Annotated in this window: 19 protein-coding genes and 1 pseudogene; 3 read left to right on the forward strand and 17 right to left on the reverse strand. The window is 69.7% G+C overall.

The genetic code is table 11. From position 1 onward, the window contains the following. Positions 1-12: 12 nt before the first annotated feature. The 4 genes from mnmA to M878_RS98320 form a co-directional block, all read right to left on the reverse strand. Entirely contained in the window at positions 13-1,137 is a 1,125-nt protein-coding gene (gene mnmA, locus M878_RS61910) for a tRNA 2-thiouridine(34) synthase MnmA (RefSeq protein WP_023546586.1), read from the reverse strand. 404 nt (positions 1,138-1,541) lie between these two features. Further along, positions 1,542-2,711, reverse strand: a complete 1,170-nt coding sequence (locus tag M878_RS61915) for a cysteine desulfurase family protein (RefSeq protein WP_023546587.1) — start codon at positions 2,709-2,711, stop codon at positions 1,542-1,544. Between the two features lie 437 nt (positions 2,712-3,148). Next, positions 3,149-3,427: a hypothetical protein gene (locus tag M878_RS61920; RefSeq protein ID WP_023546588.1), complete on the reverse strand. Its 279-nt coding sequence runs from the start codon at positions 3,425-3,427 to the stop codon at positions 3,149-3,151. A gap of 32 nt (positions 3,428-3,459) precedes the next feature. Continuing rightward, positions 3,460-3,627 (reverse strand): hypothetical protein, encoded by a 168-nt coding sequence (locus M878_RS98320; RefSeq protein ID WP_023546589.1) that lies wholly within the window; start codon positions 3,625-3,627, stop codon positions 3,460-3,462. 147 nt (positions 3,628-3,774) lie between these two features. On the opposite strand from M878_RS98320, the gene M878_RS61930 reads away from it, so the two are divergent. Then, positions 3,775-4,401 carry a TetR family transcriptional regulator gene (locus tag M878_RS61930; RefSeq protein WP_023546590.1) on the forward strand — a complete coding sequence of 209 codons (627 nt, stop codon included), beginning with the start codon at positions 3,775-3,777 and terminating at the stop codon, positions 4,399-4,401. Between the two features lie 97 nt (positions 4,402-4,498). Here M878_RS61930 and M878_RS94130 read toward each other — a convergent pair whose 3' ends face one another. Both M878_RS94130 and M878_RS61935 read right to left on the reverse strand, forming a co-directional pair. Then, positions 4,499-4,846, reverse strand: coding sequence for a hypothetical protein (locus tag M878_RS94130; protein WP_078630262.1), 348 nt, complete (start codon positions 4,844-4,846; stop codon positions 4,499-4,501). A gap of 99 nt (positions 4,847-4,945) precedes the next feature. After that, the gene (locus tag M878_RS61935; protein WP_023546591.1) at positions 4,946-5,917 is read right to left on the reverse strand and encodes a helix-turn-helix transcriptional regulator; all 972 of its coding nucleotides are present in this window, start codon (positions 5,915-5,917) and stop codon (positions 4,946-4,948) included. 101 nt (positions 5,918-6,018) lie between these two features. Between M878_RS61935 and M878_RS61940 the strand changes: the two genes are divergently transcribed. Beyond that, positions 6,019-6,615 (forward strand): TIGR03086 family metal-binding protein, encoded by a 597-nt coding sequence (locus M878_RS61940; protein ID WP_023546592.1) that lies wholly within the window; start codon positions 6,019-6,021, stop codon positions 6,613-6,615. On the opposite strand, the gene M878_RS61945 is transcribed toward M878_RS61940, so the two are convergent. Next, a complete protein-coding gene (locus M878_RS61945) occupies positions 6,602-7,465 on the reverse strand; it encodes a thioesterase family protein (RefSeq protein WP_031224775.1) in 864 nt (287 codons plus the stop codon). The genes M878_RS61940 and M878_RS61945 overlap by 14 nt on opposite strands. A 163-nt stretch (positions 7,466-7,628) precedes the next feature. Between M878_RS61945 and M878_RS61950 the strand changes: the two genes are divergently transcribed. Next, on the forward strand, positions 7,629-8,882 hold the full coding sequence (locus tag M878_RS61950) for an alpha/beta hydrolase (protein WP_023546594.1): 1,254 nt from the start codon (positions 7,629-7,631) through the stop codon (positions 8,880-8,882). On the opposite strand, the gene M878_RS94135 is transcribed toward M878_RS61950, so the two are convergent. The 10 genes and pseudogenes from M878_RS94135 to M878_RS99795 all read right to left on the reverse strand — a co-directional run. Further along, positions 8,791-9,477: a trimeric intracellular cation channel family protein gene (locus M878_RS94135; protein WP_078630263.1), complete on the reverse strand. Its 687-nt coding sequence runs from the start codon at positions 9,475-9,477 to the stop codon at positions 8,791-8,793. The two genes, M878_RS61950 and M878_RS94135, sit on opposite strands and share 92 nt — an antisense overlap. Before the next feature lie 19 nt (positions 9,478-9,496). Next, positions 9,497-10,888, reverse strand: a complete 1,392-nt coding sequence (locus M878_RS61960; protein ID WP_023546596.1) for a M1 family metallopeptidase — start codon at positions 10,886-10,888, stop codon at positions 9,497-9,499. 99 nt (positions 10,889-10,987) lie between these two features. Next, a complete protein-coding gene (locus M878_RS61965) occupies positions 10,988-12,283 on the reverse strand; it encodes an ABC transporter ATP-binding protein (protein ID WP_023546597.1) in 1,296 nt (431 codons plus the stop codon). Continuing rightward, complete coding sequence (locus tag M878_RS61970) at positions 12,280-13,377, reverse strand: ABC transporter ATP-binding protein (RefSeq protein WP_023546598.1); 1,098 nt, start codon at positions 13,375-13,377, stop codon at positions 12,280-12,282. Before M878_RS61970 ends, M878_RS61965 begins: the two co-directional genes overlap by 4 nt. Beyond that, the gene (locus M878_RS61975; RefSeq protein WP_023546599.1) at positions 13,374-14,372 is read right to left on the reverse strand and encodes an ABC transporter permease; all 999 of its coding nucleotides are present in this window, start codon (positions 14,370-14,372) and stop codon (positions 13,374-13,376) included. The genes M878_RS61970 and M878_RS61975 overlap by 4 nt, the downstream gene beginning before the upstream one ends. Positions 14,373-14,481: 109 nt before the next feature. After that, entirely contained in the window at positions 14,482-16,269 is a 1,788-nt protein-coding gene (locus M878_RS61980) for an ABC transporter substrate-binding protein (RefSeq protein WP_031224776.1), read from the reverse strand. Between the two features lie 70 nt (positions 16,270-16,339). Further along, positions 16,340-17,347 (reverse strand): ABC transporter permease, encoded by a 1,008-nt coding sequence (locus M878_RS61985; RefSeq protein WP_031224777.1) that lies wholly within the window; start codon positions 17,345-17,347, stop codon positions 16,340-16,342. Positions 17,348-17,606: 259 nt separating this feature from the next. Continuing rightward, the gene (locus tag M878_RS61990; RefSeq protein ID WP_023546602.1) at positions 17,607-18,392 is read right to left on the reverse strand and encodes an enhanced serine sensitivity protein SseB C-terminal domain-containing protein; all 786 of its coding nucleotides are present in this window, start codon (positions 18,390-18,392) and stop codon (positions 17,607-17,609) included. Between the two features lie 208 nt (positions 18,393-18,600). Then, positions 18,601-19,392 (reverse strand): enhanced serine sensitivity protein SseB, encoded by a 792-nt coding sequence (locus tag M878_RS61995; RefSeq protein ID WP_023546603.1) that lies wholly within the window; start codon positions 19,390-19,392, stop codon positions 18,601-18,603. Between the two features lie 133 nt (positions 19,393-19,525). Further along, positions 19,526-19,663: pseudogene (locus tag M878_RS99795) on the reverse strand (AAA family ATPase); the annotation flags it as partial.

Below are 19,663 nucleotides of genomic sequence, written 5' to 3' on the forward strand. Positions count from 1 at the left end.
GGTCGGCGGCGGTTACACAGCCGCGGCCGTCGCGCGCGTGGTCGTCGCGATCGTCGCCGAGCCCACCACGCGCGTGCCGTCGTACAGGACGATCGCCTGGCCGGGCGCCACGCCACGGACCGGCTCGGTGAAGCTGACGCGCAGCTCGCCGTCGGCCGGTTCCGCGGTGACCTCGGTCTCGCCGCCGTGGGCGCGCAGCTGGGCGGTGTAGGTGCCGGGGCCGGTGGGGGCGGTGCCGCACCAGCGGGGCTTGATCGCCGTCAGCCCGGTCACGTCCAGGGCGGTGGCCGGGCCGACGGTCACGGTGTTCGTCACCGGCGAGATGTCGAGGACGTAGCGCGGCTTGCCGTCGGGGGCCGGGGTGCCGAGGCGCAGGCCCTTGCGCTGGCCGATCGTGAAGCCGTACGCGCCCTCGTGCGTGCCCAGCTTGGCGCCGGACTCGTCGACGATGTCGCCCTCGGCCTTGCCGAGCCGCTGGGCGAGGAAGCCCTGGGTGTCGCCGTCGGCGATGAAGCAGATGTCGTGCGAGTCGGGCTTCTTGGCGACGGCCAGGCCCCGGCGCTCGGCCTCGGCGCGGATCTCCTCCTTGGTGGTGACCGTGTCGCCGAGCGGGAACATCGCGTGGGCGAGCTGCTTGTCGTCGAGCACACCGAGCACGTACGACTGGTCCTTCGCCATGTCGGAGGCGCGGTGCAGCTCGCGCACGCCGTCCTCGCGCACGATCACCTTGGCGTAGTGACCGGTGCAGACCGCGTCGAAGCCCAGCGCCAGCGCCTTGTCGAGCAGCGCGGCGAACTTGATCTTCTCGTTGCAGCGCAGGCACGGGTTGGGGGTGCGGCCCGCCTCGTACTCGGCGACGAAGTCCTCGACCACGTCCTCGCGGAAGCGGTCGGCGAGGTCCCAGACGTAGAACGGGATGCCGATGACGTCGGCCGCGCGGCGGGCGTCACGGGAGTCCTCGATGGTGCAACAGCCCCGCGCGCCGGTCCGGAAGGACTGCGGGTTCGCGGAGAGCGCGAGGTGGACACCGGTGACGTCATGGCCGGCTTCCGCGGCGCGCGCGGCGGCGACGGCGGAGTCGACTCCACCGGACATGGCGGCGAGGACGCGGAGGGGGCGCTGCGGGGTCTCAGTCATAGCCCTTCCAGGGTACGGGCCCCGCGACGCGGCTCCGAAAAAATCAAGGCCGTACCTCTTGCGCACGATAGGTACCGATTTACCCTGGAATTAGACCTGCGAGACGAGTGAGGGAGTTCAAGCGGAGTAGCCGACTTCAGCGAGAGATGCAGTATCTCCCCTAGTGAGAGGTAGACGATCTCCGCTGGTGCCGACGTCGACGCTCGGGCTGAGAGGCTGGAAGGTCGCAAGGACTGGACCGGAAGGCGACCCCCATTACCTGATCCGGACAATACCGGCGAAGGGAACCCGCCTCGTAGGTCGCCTCACGTCGCGGCTGTCGCTTTGCGCCTCAGCCGCCCTTTTATGCCCAGCTGCCTCTGTTCGGCCAGCTGCCCCTGTTTGGCCAGCTGCCTCTTTCCGTCTCAACTCAGGCCCGCGGCGCGCGCCCTTTCCACCGCCGGGCCGATCGCCTTCGCCACCGCTTCCACGTCCGCCTCGGTGGACGTGTGGCCGAGAGAGAAGCGCAGGGTGCCGCGAGCCAGGTCCGGGTCGGTGCCGGTGGCGAGCAGCACATGGCTGGGCTGGGCGACACCCGCGGTACAGGCGGAGCCGGTCGAGCACTCGATGCCCTGGGCGTCCAGCAGGAGCAGCAGGGAGTCGCCCTCGCAGCCGGGGAAGGTGAAGTGCGCGTTGGCCGGGAGGCGGCCCTCGGGGGCCGGGTCGCCGCCGAGGATGGCGTCCGGGACGGCACCGCGGACGGCCGCGATCAGCTGGTCGCGCAGGGCGCCGATCTCGCGGGCGAACCATGTGCGCCGCTCGGTGGCGAGCCGGCCCGCGACGGCGAAGGAGGCGATGGCGGGGACGTCGAGGGTGCCGGAGCGGACATGCCGCTCCTGGCCGCCGCCGTGCAGGACGGGTACGGGCGTGTGGTCGCGGCCGAGCAGCAGCGCGCCGATGCCGTACGGGCCGCCGATCTTGTGGCCGGAGACGGTCATCGCGGCGAGGCCCGAGGCGGCGAAGTCGACCGGGACCTGGCCGAGGGCCTGGACCGCGTCGGCGTGCATCGGGATACCGAACTCGGCGGCCACGTCGGCGAGTTCACGGACCGGCAGGATGGTGCCGATCTCGTTGTTGGCCCACATCACGGTGACCAGGGCGACGTCGTCGGGGTTGCGGGAGATCGCCTCGCGCAGGGCCTCGGGGTGGACCCGGCCGTAGGAGTCGACCGGGAGGTACTCGACCGTGGCGCCCTCGTGTTCACCGAGCCAGTGGACCGCGTCCAGGACCGCGTGGTGCTCGACGGGGCTGGCCAGGACGCGGGTGCGGGCCGGGTCGGCGTCGCGACGGGACCAGTACAGGCCCTTGACGGCGAGGTTGTCGGCCTCGGTGCCGCCCGAGGTGAAGACGACCTCGCTGGGGCGGGCGCCGAGCGCTTCCGCGAGCGTTTCGCGGGATTCCTCGACCGTGCGGCGTGCCTGGCGGCCGGATGCGTGGAGGGAGGAGGCGTTGCCCGTGATGCTCAGCTGGGCGATCAGAGCCTCAGCCGCCTCCGGGAGCATGGGGGTTGTCGCGGCGTGGTCGAGGTAAGCCATGGTGTGCCGATTCTACGGCGCCGGTTCCCTGCGGTTGGCTTCGACCGTGCAGGTTGGCTGGGCTTGCCGTGCGCGTTGCGTTGGCTGCGCCTGGGCTTGGTGGCGTGGCGCCCGGCACTGTCGGCCGTGCCCACCCGTTCCGCCCTGCGGAACGACTGCCCACGGCGGTGGCGGTTCGGCTGCCCTACGGCAGTAGCGGTTGGCTGCCCCACGGCGGGAGCCGTTCGACTACCCCACGGCGGGAGCGGTTGGCTGCCCCACGGCGGAAGCCGTTCGACTACCCCACGGCAGGAGCGGTTGGCTGCCCCACGGCGGAAGCCGTTCGACTACCCCACGGCAGGAGCGGTTCGGCTGCTCCCCGGTGGGGGCGGGGGGCCAGCTCCGGCCGGGGCCCCGTCGTCCTCGGGGGCCGGTCGGTCAGGTGGGGCTTGGGCGGGTCACAGGCTCCACGACAGCGTGTGGGACACCTGCATGGCGATCGCCAGGACGGCCAGGTCGGCCACGCCCAGGGTGAGGCCCAGGAGGGCTCGGGCGCGGCGGGTGGTGCCGCGCCAGAGGGACACCACGGCCAGGACGATGGAGATCGGTCCGAGGAAGATGTTGAGGACGAGCAGGCCGAGCAGGCCGAGGATGAAGGACGCCACGGCCATGCCGTCGGCGTCACGTGCGGTCGGACGGGTCTCGTTGCTGCTCGTGACCGGTGCGGTGAGTTGCATGACGTTCAGCTCCTGGAAGTCGTGGCGGACGGTCAGTTGGCCGGCGTACGGCGCCGGCGGCCGTGGCGCTCGCGGATCGCGAAGACGCCGAGCCAGACGGCGATGACCGCGGCGACGACGGCGGTGACGGTCAGCGGCGCGTGGGCCACGGTGCCCAGGACGACGCCGAGCAGCATGAGTGCGGCGACGAGGAACAGCATGGGATCAGATCCCCCCTCAGGGATGCCTGGTGATGCAGGCCGGTGTGAAATTTCGGTGAACAGTTGTAGTAACAGTTGTTCACTGACTTCTACTCTAGCGCGCCGCGCGGCTTTCCAATTCCAGAGAACAGTTGTTAACTGGATGACATGAGTCACACCCTCGGCATCCGGCAGGCGCAGAAGCAGAAGACCCGGCAGGCGTTCCTCGACGCCGCGCTCGCACTGCTGGAGGAGCAGAGCCTGAGCAGCCTGGGTCTGCGCGAGGTCACCCGGGCCGTCGGCGTCGCCCCGACCGCCTTCTACCGGCACTTCCGCTCGACCGCCGACCTCGGTGTCGCGCTGGTCGACGAGGCGCTGGGCAGCCTGCACCCGATGGTGCGGACGACGGTGTCCACGGCGGGCGGCAGCGAGGAACGCATCGCGCGCGCCATCGAGTTGATCGCCCGGCACGTGGACACGCACCCGGCCCACGTCCGGTTCATCGCCCGGGAGCGGCACGGCGGGGTGCAGCCGGTGCGGGAGGCCATCCGGGCCCAGCTGGTCCGGTTCGCCGAGGAGGTGAAGGCCGAGCTGGCCAAGGACCCCGAGGCCGTCGGCTGGAACGACGACGACCTGCTGATGCTCGCGCACCTCTACGTCGACCAGATGCTCATCACCGCCTCCCTGTTCCTGGAGGCCCTGGAGGCCCCGGCGGAGGAGCGGGAGCGGATCACCCAGCTCGCCACCCGTCAGCTGCGGCTCATCACCATCGGCCGCGGCCACTGGCTGGACTGAGCCGCCCCTGGGCACGCACAGCACAGGGGCGGCACGCCCGGCGCGCCGGTCCCTACAGCCGTACGGCCGTCGTACGGCCCTCGGGCCTGTCCTTAGGTCAGCCCTGCTGAGCCTGGCCCCGTGCCCGACCCCCGCCCGGACCGCCGCAGCCGCCGCCGGGCCCGCCCTGGCCACCGGGCGCGCCGCCAGCCATGCCCGAGGGCATACCGCTGGACGTGCCGGTCGGCTTCACGGTGGACGCTCCCGACGGCATCCCGCTCGGGCGCTGGCCCTTGGCTCCGCCCGTGGGCATGCCGGAAGGCCGCTGACAGCTCTGCCGCCGACCGGAGCCGCCACTGCCGGAAGAGCTGCCGGAGGACGACGAGTCGCCCGAGGCGCACGCGGTCAGCAGCAGCGGGGTCAGCGCCAGCAGGGCGACGGCGGGGACGAGACGGGCACGCTTCATGAGAGTCAGCTCCGGGAACTATGAGGAAGTCCTGAGGGCCGCACTCAACCAACGGTGTCTTGGCGGTACTTGGGCTCACCCTGTCCGCCGGCTGTCAATTCAGGAGCCCGGAGCCTCCTGGTACAAGGCCGTGACAGAACGGACCGCCGCCAGCAGTTCCGCTCGGGCCTCGGGCGGGCCCAGCACCTCCACCCGGTCGGAGAACGCGAGGAGTTGACGCACCGCACCCAGCACCGGGTAGGCCAGCCGGGCGGTGACCCACTCGCTCTCGCCGTCGTCGTCCGGCGGAGCGGCCAGATGAGCGGCGGCCACCCGCCGGAACATGTCCAGCCGCTCGCGCCGTACCCGCACGGTCACCTCGATCCCGCCCTCCCACTCCTCCACCTGGCGCCGCAGCACCTCCCAGGCGTCCGCGAGTTCGACGCCGGGACGCCGCCGCACGGGCTCCTCCAGCGGCCGGGCCGAGCGGATCCGGTCGGCCCGGAACAGCTGCGGCGCGCCGCGCCGGTCGGCGACCAGGTACCAGACCCCGGCCTTGGAGACGAGGCCGTACGGGTCCACGGTGTACGTCCGCGGCTCCCGCTCCCCGCTGTGCCGGTAGCGCAGCTTCAGGCGCCGGTCGGAGAAGACCGCGTCCTGGAGCACCTCCAGGTCGACGGCCTGCTGGGGGCCGCTCTTCCAGCGGGTGGCGTCCACCAGGATGCGGCGGCTGGTCACCTCGGCGGCGGGCCGGTGCGGCGCCGGCAGCGCGGCCATCACCTTGCGCAGGGCCGAGCCGAGGGCCGCGTCCAGCCCGAGGGCGGCGTGAGCGCCCTGTGCGGCCAGGATGAACAGGGCGCGGGACTCGTCGGCGGTCAGTCCGGTGACGTCGGTGCGGAAACCGGCGAGGAGTTCGATGCCGCCGTGCCGGCCGCGCTCGGCGTACACCGGGACGCCGGAGGCCGACAGTGCCTCGATGTCCCGGTAGATGGTGCGCACCGACACCTCCAGCCGGTCGGCGAGTTCGGGCGCGGGGACGCGGCCCCGGGTCTGCAGGAGCAGCAGGATCGACAGCAGCCGGTCGGACTTCACGCGCCCAGCATTCCGCCGCGGTACGGGCTCACGCAAATGTTGACGGTATCTGTCAGGTTATCCGGGGATGCTCGGCGTACCGGCTCACCGAGAGGCACATCATGACGAACGTGTTCACCGACCCCCGCCCCCTCTACACCCGCGCCACCGAGCAGGCGGCCGCGCTCATCAAGACCGTGCGCCCCGAAGACCTCACCCGGCCGACCCCCTGTACCGAGTACGACGTGCGCATGCTGCTGAGCCACATCGTCGGGGCCACCCGGCGGATCGCGGTGATCGGCGAGGGCGGGGACGGGCTCGCCGTGCACCCGTTCGCCGACGGCGTCGCGGACGACGGCTGGTCGGCGGCCTACGACGAGGTGCGCGTCCGCGTCCTGGAGGCATGGGAGAGCGACGAGCGGATGACGGCCCCGGTACGGGTGCCCTGGGGCGAGGTCCCCGGCCATGCGGCCCTCTCGGGCTACGTCATGGAGATCGTGACCCACACCTGGGACCTCGCCGAGGCCCTCGGCCACCCCCTTCAACTCGACCTGGAGCTGGCCGAGTTCGCCCTCGCCACCGCCCGCCGGGTACTGCCCGACTCCCGCCCCCGCGGCGAGGAAACCCCCTTCGGCACCCGCCAGGAAGCGCCCGAGGAAGCGGGAGCCTACGACCAGCTGGCGGCCTGGCTGGGCCGCAAGCCGCTCAGCCGAGCCTGACCCGGGCCAGCTGCCGGGACTGGGCGACCAGACGGTCTTCGCTGTCCCAGACCTCGGCGTCCTCCTCCAGGAAGCCGCCGGCCAGGTTGCGGGTGGTGACGGACACCCGCAGCGGGCCGGGGGCCGGGCGGTGGCGGACATGGACGGTGAGTTCCACCGTCGGGACCCAGCCCTTGAGTCCGATCTCGAAGGCGGTGGGCGGCAGGGCGTCCACCGCCAGCAGCAGCGAGAGGGGGTCCGCGTCGCGGCCGTCGGCCAGACCGAACCAGGCGCGCATCTGGCCCTTGCCGGAGGGCGCGCCCAGCGCCCAGCCGAGGGTGGCCGGGTCCAGCTTGATCATCAGCCGGTCGGCGATGGCGGAGCCGCCGTCGACCGGGGCCGGGCCGTCGTCGGGCCCGAAGCACTGTTCCAGCGGCGGGATCGCGGGCGGCGTCGCCGTCGTACGGACGTCGTCGGGGAGGGTGGCGAGGTCGCCGTAGGAGGCCAGGACGCGGATGCGTTCGACCTCGTCGCCCTCGTCGTCGTACTGGAAGAGCGAGGCCTGGCCGGTGGAGAGGGTGCGGCCGGTGCGGACCGCTTCGGTACGCACGACCGCCGGGCCGGGCCGGGAGGCGGTCAGATAGTGCGCGGAGATGGTGAACGGGTCCGGGTGCGGGAGGGCGTCCGCGAGGGCACGGCCGAGGACGGCCAGCAGAAAGCCGCCGTTGACGGCACCGAAGATGGTCCAGCCGTCGGACAGGTCGATGTCGTAGACACCGGGCTCGCGCCGGACTACCGCGCTGTCGCGGTCGAACTCGCTGTCGCCGGTCACGACCCGGGATGGGGAGGGGGCGGAAGCTGCTTCTGGCATGGGTGAACGGTACAACAGGAAACTACTAAGCGGTAGCTTTGTAGCTCTTCGGCCGGTGACCGACTACCATCGGATCCCTCGGTCGAGTGAGGTTCCGGCAATTTCTCGGTAAGTGTCCGGACACGTCCACAACCTCGCAGCGCTGATTACCCTCTATGGGGACATGAGCCTCACCGGGACTCCGTTCCTCTACACGACCATCTTGCTGGCCGTGGTCGCACTGATACTGCCGCTCGTCCTCTGGTCGCGAGTGCGCGGGCCCAAGGCCCTGCGCGCCGCAACCCGGGTGCTGATGCTGCTGTTCGCCCAGGGCACGGCCATCACGCTCGTCTTCGTGCTGGTCAACAACTCGAACAACCTGTACGACAACTGGGCCGACCTGCTCGGCACGGGCAACCATGTGCAGCAGGCCGCCAACCTCGGCGCCGACGGCACCGGCGGCATCGCGTACAAGAAGCTGCCCAAGGTGCAGCAGAAGTTCACCCCCGCCGACGGGCCCGGCATGCACGCGGCCGGCGGCGTCAAGGTCACCCAGCTCAAGGGCCGGGTGTCGGGTGTGAACGCCGAGGTCTACGTCTGGCTGCCGCCGCAGTACAACGACCCGGCGTACAAGAACAAGAAGTTCCCGGTCGTCGAACTGCTGTCGGGCTATCCGGGTTCGGCGAAGGCCTGGTTCGGCTCACTGAAGGTGCACGAGCAGCTGGAACCGCTCATGAAGAGCGGCCAGGTCGCCCCGTTCATCCTGGTGTCCCCGCGGACGAACCTGATCGCCAAGATCGACACTGGGTGCGCCAACATCCCCGGCACCGTGAACGCGGACACCTGGCTGAGCATCGACGTGCCGAAGATGATCACGGACAACTTCCGCGCCGAGTCAGCGCCGGACGGCTGGGCCGCGGCCGGCTACTCGGCCGGCGCCCACTGTGCGGCCAAGCTCGCCGTCGCGCACCCCGACCGCTACCGGGCCGCCATCAGCCTGTCCGGCTACAACGACCCGATCGGCGAGCGTAACTCGCTGGCCGCCGGGAGCATCGAGCTGCGGCGGGCCAACAACCCCTACTACATCCTGAAGAACTACCGCACCCCGCCGAAGGTCGCGCTGTACATCTCCGGTGAGAACGGCGACGGCTACCAGGCCGGGGTGGCGCTGGAGCAGATCGCGAAGCCGCCGACGTATGTGCGGGTGGTGTTCCTGCCGCGCAGCCTGGGCGGGCACTCGATGGCGCTGTGGCGGCCGCAGGTGCCGACGGTGTTCGAGTGGCTGACCATGGAGATCGGGCACGGCAGCAGCGCCGGGCACACCGGCACGCACACGGGCAGCCCGATCACTCCTCGGTCACCGTCGACCGGCGGTTCCACGCGCGCGGAGCTCGCCAGTGGAACCGCATCGCGAGCAGGCGCAGCACGAAAGCCGTGACGGCGGCCAGTCCGCTGGTGAACGGGGTGAGGACGTCGTAGCGCAGGCACAGCACCACCATGGTGGCGCCGACGATCGCTGGGACCGCGTACAGATCGCGGTCCCAGCGCAGCAGTGAGGGCACCTCGTTGGCGAGCACGTCCCGGAGCACACCGCCGCCGACGGCGGTGGCGAGGCCGAGTGTCGCCGACGCGGTCAGGTTGAGGCCGTAGCTGTACGCCTTCGTCGTACCGCTGACGCAGAACAGGCCGAGGCCGGCCGCGTCGAAGACCAGCACCGCCGACTGGATGCGTTCCACGTGCGGGTGCAGGAAGAAGACGACCAGCGCGGCCAGCAGCGGGGTCAGGAAGTACCCGAGGTCGGTGAAGGCGGCCGGGGGTACGGCTCCGATGATGAGGTCGCGGAACAGCCCTCCGCCCAGCGCGGTCACCTCGGCGAGTACGGCGATGCCGAACACGTCGAAGTTCTTCCGGACGGCCAGCAGCGCGCCGGAGATCGCGAACACGAAGATGCCGATGACATCGAGCGCGTGCTGGACGGAGGGGCTGAAGATCTGCTGGAGCTGCACCCCGACATTGTCACTCGCCGAGTGCATGAACCTTACAAAACCAGGCTCACAGGGCGGGTTTCCCCGGCGTGAACAGCCAGGTGTGGAAGAGGTCGTCCAGCCGCTGTCCACTGACGCGCTCGGCGAGGCGGATGAAGTCCGCGGTGTCCGCGTTGCCGTACCGGTGGAGCGTCGTCCAGGCGGGCAGCAGCTTGAAGAAGGCCTTGTCGCCGATGCGCTCCCGGAGCATCTGAAGCGTCATCGCGCCACGCTGGTAGACGGCGGAGGCGAACATCGTGTCGCGCTGCGGGTCGGCGACCTTGAGCTGCCAGAACGCGTCGTCGGCTTGGAGGGCGTTGTAGGCGGCCAGGAACGAGTCGTGGGCCGAGCGGGTGCCCTGGTGCTCGGCCCACAGCCACTGGGCGTAGGTGGCGAAGCCCTCGTTGAGCCAGATGTCCTTCCACTGCTTGACGCTCACCGAGTCGCCGAACCACTGGTGGGCCAGCTCGTGCACGATGGTCGTCTCGCTGCGCACCCCCGAGTAGGCGGGCTTGCTCTGCACCTCCAGCGAGAACCCGGCCTCGGGCATGTCGTCCACGATGGCGCCGGTCTCCTCGAACGGGTACGGCCCGAAGATCTTCGACCAGTAGTCGGTCGCGGCGGCGGTGACGGCGTACACGTCGACTTTGTTGCTGTTCTTCAGGACGGGGTCGATGGCGACGTAGACCGGGATGCCGCCGGGGGTCCGTCCGGTGCGCACGTCGAACTTTCCGATGGTGGCGGTGGCGAGGTAGGTCGCCATGGGTTTCGACTCGCGCCAGTGGGTGTAGGTCGAGCCGCCCTTGTCGTACGTCGACACGAGCCGGCCGTTGGAGACTCCGGTCAGGCCCTGGGGTGCCTTGATCCGGATGTCGTAGGTGGCCTTGTCGGAGGGATGGTCGCTGGACGGGAACCAGGTGGAGGCGGCGTTGGGCTCACAGGCGACGAAGACGCCGTCGGCGGTCTTCATCCAGCCGTAGTCGGAGCCGAACACGATCGGGCCGCCGAGGGGCTGGGGTATGCCGCCGTAGGTGACGGTCACCCGGAAGGTGCGGCCCCGGGCGAGGCTGTGGCGCGGGGTGATGACGAGTTCGTCCCCGGTGCGGGTGAACTCGGCGCGTCTGCCGTCGACTTCGACGCGGCTGACGTCCAGCTGCTGCAGATCAAGGTCGAAGGAGGACAGGTTCTGCGTGGCGCGGGCGGTGAGGGTAGTACGGCCGTCCAGGCGGCCGGTGCCGGGAGTGTAGGCGACGTTCAGGTCGTAGTGCAGCGCGTCGAAGCCGCCGTTGCCCAGCTGCGGGAAGTAGGGGTCGCCGATGCCGGGGGCGCCCGGCGTGGGGGCGGGGGCGGCGGCGATGAGGAGGAAGGAGGCCGCGGCGGTGACCAGCGCCCCTGAACGTGCCGAACGGGAGAGTGCCATGGTCGTCCCTTTCGAGCGTGTACCGATCAGTGGTCGGACACGGACGACTCTGCACTCTCCCATTCAGGCATGTACATGACTTTGCCGGACTGTCATGCGCTACTTGTCGGTTGACTCCTGCGAATCGGACTCGGACTCGGACTCGGAAGCCTCCGCGGAGCCCTCGTCGGCACCGGTCTCTTCGGCACCGGTCTCTTCGGCAGCCTCTTCCGTGGTCTCCTCCGCCAGCTCCGCCGCCACCGCGGCCGACGTCTCCGCCGACTCCGCGAGGACCTCGTCGGCGACCAGCTCCGCCGCCTCCTTCGCGGCGGTCAGCAGAACCGTGTCCTGCGGTGCCTGGTCCTCGAAGTTCTCCGGGTGGTGGCAGGCGACCCGCTGACCGGGCTTCAGCTCCAGCAGAGCCGGCTCGGTGGTGCGGCAGATCTCCGTCGCCTTCCAGCACCGGGTGTGGAAGCGGCAGCCCGAGGGGGGCGAGATCGGCGAGGGCACGTCGCCTTTGAGCAGGATGCGCTCGCTCTTGGCGTTCTTCCGCTTCGGGTCCGGGATCGGCACCGCCGACATCAGCGCCTTGGTGTACGGGTGCATCGGCGCCTTGTACAGCGAGTCCCGGTCGGCCAGCTCGACGATCTTGCCGAGGTACATCACCGCGATACGGTCCGACACGTGCCGGACGACCGAGAGGTCGTGCGCGATGATCACATACGTCAGGCCCAGTTCCTCCTGGAGGTCGTCCATGAGGTTCACGACCTGCGCCTGGATCGACACGTCCAGCGCGGACACCGGCTCGTCCGCGACGACCAGCTTCGGCTTCAGAGCGAGCGCGCGGGCGATGCCGATGCGCTGGCGCTGGCCGCCGGAGAACTCGTGCGGATAGCGGTTGTAGTGCTCGGGGTTGAGGCCGACGACCGACAGGAGCCGCTGGACCTCCTTCTTGATGCCGCCCTCGGGCTCGACGCCCTGCAGCCGGAAGGGGGCCCCGACGATCGTGCCGATGGTGTGCCGCGGGTTCAGCGACGAGTACGGGTCCTGGAAGATCATCTGCACATCGCGGCGCATCGGGCGCATGCCGCCCACGCCGAGGTGCGTGATGTCCTTGCCCTCGAACTCGATGGTGCCGGCGGTCGGTTCGAGCAGCCGGGTGATCAGCCGGCCCATCGTCGACTTGCCGCAGCCCGACTCGCCCACGACGCCGAGGGTTTCGCCGGAGCGGACCTCGAAGTCGAGCCCGTCGACCGCGCGCACGGCGCCTACCTGCCGCTGGAACAGGCCCTTCTTGATGGGGAAGTGCTTCTGCAGCCCGGTCACCTTCAGCAGGGTCTCGCCGGGCGCGGCGTCCTTGCTGAGGGTGGCCGCACCGGCAGCCTTCGCCTCTTTGTCCTCTGCGTTCTCACTCACAGCTTCGGCGCAATCTCTTCGGTCCAGATCCGTTCCCGCTCCTCCTGCGACATATGGCAGGCGGCCCAGTGCCCCGCTCCGACCTCGGACAGATCCGGGCGGACGGTGCGGGTCAGGTTGTCCTTCGGGAGGTCCGCGTACGGGCAGCGCGGGTTGAAGGCGCAGCCGGACGGGATGTTGATCAGCGAGGGCGGGGAGCCCTTGACCGGGATCAGGCGCTCCTGCTGGTCGCGGTCCAGGCGCGGCATCGAGCCGAGCAGACCCCAGGTGTAGGGGTGACGGGGCTCGTAGAACACCTTCTCGGCCGGGCCGCGCTCGACGCAGCGGCCGCCGTACATCACGAGGATGTCGTCGGCCAGTTCGGCTACGACGCCCAGGTCGTGGGTGATGATGATGACCGCGGAGCCGAACTCCTTCTGCAGATCGCGGATCAGGTCCAGGATCTGCGCCTGGACCGTCACGTCGAGCGCGGTGGTCGGCTCGTCCGCGATGAGCAGTTCGGGGTTGTTCACGAGCGACATGGCGATCATGGCGCGCTGGCGCATACCGCCGGAGAACTCGTGCGGGTAGTTGTCCACCCGCTTGTCCGGCTGCGGGATGCCCACGCGGTCGAGCATCTCGATCGCCCGCTTGCGGGCGGTCTTCTTGTCGACGTCGTGGTGGATCCGGTAGGCCTCCACGATCTGCGCGCCGATCGTGTAGTACGGGTGCAGCGCGGACAGCGGATCCTGGAAGATCATCGCCATCTCGCGGCCCCGCAGCTTGCGCACGTGGTCGGGGTCGGCGGACAGCAGCTCGGTGCCGTTCAGCCAGATCTCGCCGGAGATCTGCGCCTTGCGCTTGCCGTACTGGCCGGCGGTGTGCAGGCCCATGATGCCGAGCGAGGTGACGGACTTGCCGGAGCCGGACTCGCCGACGATGCCGAGCGTCTTGCCCTTCTCCAGCTGGAAGCTCAGGCCGTCGACGGACTTCACCAGACCGTCGTCGGTCGGGAAGTGCACCTTCAGGTCGCGCACTTCGAGAAAGGAGGTCGGCGCGGGCGAGGCGTCCGTGGGCTCGCCCACGGCAGCTCCGGTCTTGCTGAGTTCGGTCATGCGAGCCTCACTCGGGGGTCGATCACGGCGTACAGGATGTCCACCGCGAGGTTGGCGAGGAGCACCGCGAGGGAGGTGATCAGGGTGACGCCCAGGATGATGGGGAGGTCCTGGTTCTTGATTGCGGTCAGCACGGCCTGGCCGAGGCCGGGGATGCTGAACGTGGTCTCGGTGAGGATCGCGCCGCCGATCAGGGCGCCGAGGTCCATGCCGAGCATGGTCAGGATCGGGGTCATCGTCGAGCGCATGGCGTGCTTGCTGATGACGACCTTCTCCGTGAGGCCCTTGGCGCGGGCGGTGCGGATGTAGTCCTCGCCGAGGATCTCCAGCATCGTGGCGCGGGTGATCCGGGCGTACATCGCCGCGTACAGGAAGGCGAGGGTGATCCAGGGCAGGATCATGCCGCCGAGCCAGCCGGAGAAGCTGTCGCTGATCGAGACGTACTGGCCGTTGATCCAGTTGAGTCCGTAGCTGAAGATCGCCAGCGAGAGCAGACCCGTGAAGTAGATCGGCAGCGAGACACCGCTGAGGGCGACGACCATCGCGCCGCGGTCCCACAGGCTGCCCCGCTTGAGGGCGGAGAGCACACCCGCGGCGACACCGAAGACCAGCCACAGCACGGCGGCGCCGAGCGCGAGACCCAGGGTCACCGGGAAGCGGTCGGTCAGCACCGGCCAGACGGCCTGCTCACTGCGGAAGGAGTAGCCGAAGCACGGCGCGGCACAGTGGGTGACATCGCCGCCGGCCGCGTAGGTGCGGCCCACGAAGATGCCCTTGAAGAAGTGCCAGACCTGCGAGTAGATCGGGTCGCTCAGACCCAGCTTCTCGCGCACCGCCTCGACGGCGTGCGGGTCTGCCTGCTTGCCCACGAAGCTCGTGGCGATGTCCACGCCCGCCCACTTGGGGACGAGGAAGAAGATGCTGAAGACCACCAGGATGATGACCACCAGCATCACTACGGCGGCGAACAGCCGCCTGATGAGGTAAGCGAGCACAGCTTACGGCCCGCCGCGGACCGCGGGCCCCCGGAGGTCTTCCGTGGGCCCGCGGCTCGCCGCGCCGGCCTTCACCTGCCTTTCGTGCCGTTCGGCGGGTGTGCCGGGACTACTTCGTGGACTTCAGGCCGAGGTTGACGAAGTCGTAGTAACCGCTGTACGCGTTCGTCGTGTACACGTTGGCCAGACGCGAGGAGCGGATGTTGAGCAGCCGCTCGAAGGTGAAGGGCAGGTAGTACGCGCCCTCCATCACCTTGTGGTTGATCTCCGTGGAGATCTGGGTCTTCTTCGCCTCGTCCAGCGTGGTGGTGTACTGGTCGAAGAGCCCGTCGATCGTCTTGTCCTTGATCAGGGCGTAGTTGTTGTTACCGCTCTGCAGGATGTACTTGCTGTCCCACAGCGGGATGCCGTAGCCCTGGACGGTCGGGAAGTCCGGACCCCAGCCCATGATGATGATGCCGAGCTTCTTCTTCGCGACGTTCGAGGGCGAGCCGATGATGCCCGGGCTCTGCGAGCCGTCGTACTGGTAGATGTCGGCGTTGATGCCGACCTTCTTCAGCGCGGCCTGCAGGGACTCGGCGGTGGCGACTTCCTGCGCCTTGTTGTTGCGGACGGCGATGGTGGTCGAGAAGCCGTTCGGCTGACCGCAGGCCTTGAGCTCCTGCTTGGCCAGGTTGACGTTGCCGTTCTTGTTGGCACCCGAGATCTGGTACGGGTCGTACTTCTGGCCCTCGCCACCGGCGACCGACGGCGGGAGCATGTTGGTGCCGATGTCACCACCGGCGATCGGGCCACCGCGGGCGGTCTGCAGCGACACGTGGTCGGCTGCGTAGATCACGGCCTTGCGGCAGTGGAGGTTGTCGAACGGCTTGACGCTCTGCGGGAAGACCGCGTAGCGGATGAAGCCGGAGACCGGGTTGTCCAGGTTGTCCTTGTGCTGCTTCAGGGCGATCTGGCGGCCCTGCGGGCCCAGGCCGGTCTGGGAGGCGTCGATGTCGTAGTCGCCGTCGATCAGGCGCTGGTCCGAGTCGGCCTGGTTGGTGGAGATGTCCAGGGTGATCTGGTCCGGGTACGCCTTGCGGACCGGGTCCGAGGACGCCTTCCAGTTGGAGTTGCGGACCAGGACCAGGTTCTTGCCCGGGCTGTACGACTGGAACTTGTACGGGCCCGAGGAGAACGGGTGCAGGCCGTACTTGGACTTGGTGTCCTTGTCCTGGCGGACCGGGGAGGCCGTGGTCATCGCCAGCACCTGGAGGAAGTCCGAGTTGGCCGTCGGCAGGTGGAAGACGATCGTCTTCGCGTCCGGCGTGTCGATCGCCTTCAGGCCCAGGTGGTCCTTCGAGGTGTCCTTGTACGGACCCTTGTAGGTGTTGTTCGGGTCCAGCATCTGCTGCAGGTAGACCGGACCGCCGGACAGGACGTCCTGCGCCCAGGAGCGCTCGATGCCGTACTTGATGTCCTGGGAGGTGATCGGCTTGCCGTCCTCCCAGGTGATGCCGTCACGCAGGGTGAACGTGTAGGTCTTGCCGTCGGCCGAGACCTTGCCGCTGTCGGTGGCGAGGTCCGGGGTGAGCTTCGCGCCCTCGGCACCCGGCGCCGTCTTGTAGGTGAGCAGCTGACGGCTGTAGTAGCGGGAGAAGTCCCACATGAAGCCGTAGTAGCCGCGCGTGGTGTCCCACGAGTCGGCGTCCTGCGTGCTCACGAACTTCAGGGTGCCGCCCTTCTTGGCCTGGTCGGCCTGGGCCACCTTGTTGTTCGCCGCGTCGAAGCCGGCTGCGCCGTCCTTCGAGCCGCTGCCGTTGCCTCCGCCGCACGCCGCCGTGGTCAGCAGCCCGGCGACCACTGCGGCAGCGGCAAGGGCCTGCTTGCGCCGCCCTGAGGTGCGTTGGGTAGTCACGATCTCGGATCCTCCGGAATTGATGAGAGACCCCGTGGAAGAGCTCACGGGACGCTTGGGGTACGGCACTTCAGCGGGAGCCCTTCGGGTCGAGCGCGTCCCGCACGCCGTCGCCGAAGAGGTTGAAGGCAAGAACCGTGATGAAGATCGCCACGCCCGGGATCACCATGTACATGGGGTCCGAGTCGTAGTAGTCGATCGCACTCGAGAGCATCTGCCCCCAGGAGGACGTGGGCGGCTTGACGCCCACGCCCAGGAAGCTGAGCGCCGCCTCGGTGAGGATGTTCGTGGGGATCATCATCGTCGTGTAGACGATGATGGGCGCGACGAGGTTGGGCAGCAGTTCCTTGAAGAGGATGTAGAACTGCCCGGCGCCGAGCGAGCGGGCCGCCTCGACGTACTCGCGCTCGCGCAGCGAGAGGGTCTGGCCGCGCACGACACGGCCGATGTACGGCCAGCCGAAGAAGCCGATGACCAGGATCATCACGAACACACGCACGCCCGTGCCGGTGAGCCCCAGCATCTGGTTGGGCATGACGGAGACCAGCGCGATGATGAACAGCAGCTGCGGGAAGGCGAGCAGGCCGTCCATGACGCGGCTGATGAGCGAGTCCACCCAGCCGCCGAAGAAGCCCGCCAGGATGCCGAGGATGGTGCCCAGGACGACGGCGACCACGGCGGACAGGAAGCCGACGAGCAGCGAGATCCGGGCGCCGTACAGGATGCGGGCGAAGATGTCGCGGCCGTTGACCGGCTCCACACCGAGCAGGTGGTCGCCGCTGATGCCGCCCATCGAGCCCTTGGGGGTGCTGAACAGCGGGTCGATCAGGTCCTGGTGGTAGACATCCGGGTCCTGGCCGACGAGGTTCGTGATCAGCGGTGCGAGCAGCGCGATCACGATGAGGAGAAGCACGACGATGCCGCCCGTCAGGGCGAGTTTGTCCCGCTTGAGGCGCTCCCAGGCGATCCGGCCCAGGGACCGGCCCTGGACGGCCTTCACGCCGGTGGCCGCGACCGCCGCTTCCTCTGCCGCACCCGGGGCGACTTCAGCGGCCGGCTCGTGCAATGGTGCCGTCATCAGGCTGGGACCCCTCTCAACCGGCGGTAGCCGGCCCGCACTTGCCGCTGGTAGCGGCATCAATCAGTCCGTCGTACACAGGGGCGAACCCCTTGAAGGGGGAGTCTTCAACGCTGGCGCGATCAGCCGCCAGCCTTGACAACGAATGGATGCGCAACCGTGATGCAAGCAGGCGTTTCCTGTTATGCGGACAGGAAGTCACGGCGAACGGACGGCACAGGCCGCCGTAGAGAAGGGGCATTTAGCCCATATGTGCAGGTCAGTAGCCGCCATGCACCGGCGGATAGCCGTATCCGGCGGCCGGGGCCTGCTGCTGGGGGGAGGCCTGGAGCTGGGGCTGGGGCGGGGCCGCGTGGGCCTCGCGGTCGTAGAACGGGCGGGCGTTGGCCCGCATCCAGATCACCACCGGGTCGTAGTCATCGGTCATCGCGACCGTCGACACCGGCAGGCCCTCCGGGACCGCGCCCACGGACTGCTGCATCATCGCGCGCACCGAGTCGACCGCGGCCGGCGAGGTGTCGTACACATCCAGGCCGAGGGCGAGGTACGGCGCGCCGAGCGCCGGCTGCACCCAGGCGCGGCGCAGGGAGCGCAGGGCCGGGGTGCGGTGGGCGTTCTGCGCGAGCAGGGCGTAGAACTGGGGGATCTCGATGCCGGGCTCGGTGAGCCGGAGGGGGCCGGCGGGCTGGCGGTCCAGGCCGGTGGCGATGCGGCGCAGGTCCAGCCAGGGGATGCCGACGCCGCCGCCCGAGGCGTGCGGGTCGAGCCAGAGGCCGTAGTGGTCCGGGTAGAGGGTGCGGGCCACGTCCAGGGCGTCGACGACCTCGTACGACCGGTTCCACCCGCTGGCTGAGAGTTCCTGGGCGGAGGTGACGCAGGGGGCGTAGTGAAAGCCGTCGACTTCCATGTTCCCGTACTGGGCGTCCGGGGAGCCGGCCTGGCCGTGCCACAGGAGCATCCAGATCTGGCCGGCGGACGGGGTGGCGAGGGCGCGCAGCAGGGCCTCGTAGGCGTCGTAGCGGCTGGGGGTGACCTGGCGCAGCATGTGCGTCACGCTGCCGCTGTGACTCGCGCTCACCTCGTGCCCTTCTTTTCAGTGCCCTGCGTTGGGAGACAGCTTATGCGCCTAGTAGCCCGGGGCCTCGTGTGCGTGCGCGGGTGCGGGGGTCGTGGGGGGTACTCGCGCCCCTGCGGCGGAGCCGCATATCGGACACAGCCCCGCGCCCCCAGGTCGGCTGCCCCTGCGTCGGCTTCTAGTGACCGTACTGATAGAAGGGGCGGACGTTTGACTTGAGCCAGGTGGCCACCGGGTCGTCGGTCACGTCCAGGAGGACCAGGTTGACCGGCCACGCGACCGGGACTTTGCCGAGGGCTCTGCCCAGGGCCTGCAGGGGGAGGTCACGGAGGTCGCCCTCCCACCGGGAGAGCTCGACGCCGACGAACATGACCGGGTCGGCCGTCTCGATGGCGGCCAGGCAGCGGCGGGCGGTGAGGACCACACCGGTCTCGGCGAACTCGGCGGACGCGGCGGAGAGAAAGTCGACCGGGTCGACCTGCCAGTCGGGCTCGAAGAGGCGGACCCGGCCGCCGGTGGCGGGGCCGTCGAGCGGGGTGCGGCCGGACCGGCACAGCTCGGCCACCGCCGGGGGCGGGAGCGGGATGCCGACCAGGGCGTCGGGGTTCACCGCGATGCCGACCTGCGGGGGCAGACCGCGGGCGAACTCCACGGCGGGGGCGATGGTGTACGACATGTGGGAGCCGGCCGCCTGGCGCAGCTGTTCCTCGGAGCTGAACACCGGGACGTACACCTGGCCGTCGATGTCCAGCGTGGGCAGGTCGAGCGCGCCGCTGCCCGGGCCGCCGCCGGCCGGCAGCGGGATCCAGAGCAGGCTCCGGCCCAGGACCTCGACGATCCGGCCCACCGCCGCGGGTATGCCGAGGGAGGCCGAGAGCACCTCCTCCAACTCGTTGCCGGGCCAGCCGCTGTGCGGCTGGGGGTGCGCCTGTGCCGGGAAGTCCGCGGGAAAGTCTGCCGGGAAGTCCATCTGCCTACCGCCTGCTGGGAACCACTGCTGTGACCATGAAGGCTAGCGGGTGGCTGTGACAACACCGCATTTCGTGGACGCTGTTCGGATCTCGCGGACTCGGTCCGGACCTCATGGACTCGGTCCGGACGGCTCAGCCCGTGAACGCGATCCGCTGCAGGGTGTCCGCCGCCGCCCGGTCCAGCAGTACCGCCGAGCCGCAGCCCGTGGGCGGCTCGCCTCGGTCGACCGCGTCGAGCAGCCGGGCGGTCGTACGGCGGTGGCGGGCGAA

It is taken from the genome of Streptomyces roseochromogenus subsp. oscitans DS 12.976, assembly GCF_000497445.1.
Taxonomy (GTDB): domain Bacteria; phylum Actinomycetota; class Actinomycetes; order Streptomycetales; family Streptomycetaceae; genus Streptomyces; species Streptomyces oscitans.

Coding starts and splice junctions, on each gene's coding strand:
- M878_RS98320 (WP_023546589.1), bottom strand. CDS start 3,627: ATGCTGTTCCTCGTCGCCGCACTCATGCTGCTCGGCGTCGTCCTGGGC.
- M878_RS61990 (WP_023546602.1), bottom strand. CDS start 18,392: ATGCTGCGCCAGGTCACCCCCAGCCGCTACGACGCCTACGAGGCCCTG.
- M878_RS61930 (WP_023546590.1), top strand. CDS start 3,775: ATGAGTCACACCCTCGGCATCCGGCAGGCGCAGAAGCAGAAGACCCGG.
- mnmA (WP_023546586.1), bottom strand. CDS start 1,137: ATGACTGAGACCCCGCAGCGCCCCCTCCGCGTCCTCGCCGCCATGTCC.
- M878_RS94135 (WP_078630263.1), bottom strand. CDS start 9,477: ATGCACTCGGCGAGTGACAATGTCGGGGTGCAGCTCCAGCAGATCTTC.
- M878_RS61950 (WP_023546594.1), top strand. CDS start 7,629: ATGAGCCTCACCGGGACTCCGTTCCTCTACACGACCATCTTGCTGGCC.
- M878_RS61945 (WP_031224775.1), bottom strand. CDS start 7,465: ATGCCAGAAGCAGCTTCCGCCCCCTCCCCATCCCGGGTCGTGACCGGC.
- M878_RS94130 (WP_078630262.1), bottom strand. CDS start 4,846: ATGAAGCGTGCCCGTCTCGTCCCCGCCGTCGCCCTGCTGGCGCTGACC.
- M878_RS61915 (WP_023546587.1), bottom strand. CDS start 2,711: ATGGCTTACCTCGACCACGCCGCGACAACCCCCATGCTCCCGGAGGCG.
- M878_RS61995 (WP_023546603.1), bottom strand. CDS start 19,392: ATGGACTTCCCGGCAGACTTTCCCGCGGACTTCCCGGCACAGGCGCAC.
- M878_RS61985 (WP_031224777.1), bottom strand. CDS start 17,347: ATGACGGCACCATTGCACGAGCCGGCCGCTGAAGTCGCCCCGGGTGCG.
- M878_RS61920 (WP_023546588.1), bottom strand. CDS start 3,427: ATGCAACTCACCGCACCGGTCACGAGCAGCAACGAGACCCGTCCGACC.
- M878_RS61940 (WP_023546592.1), top strand. CDS start 6,019: ATGACGAACGTGTTCACCGACCCCCGCCCCCTCTACACCCGCGCCACC.
- M878_RS61960 (WP_023546596.1), bottom strand. CDS start 10,888: ATGGCACTCTCCCGTTCGGCACGTTCAGGGGCGCTGGTCACCGCCGCG.
- M878_RS61970 (WP_023546598.1), bottom strand. CDS start 13,377: ATGACCGAACTCAGCAAGACCGGAGCTGCCGTGGGCGAGCCCACGGAC.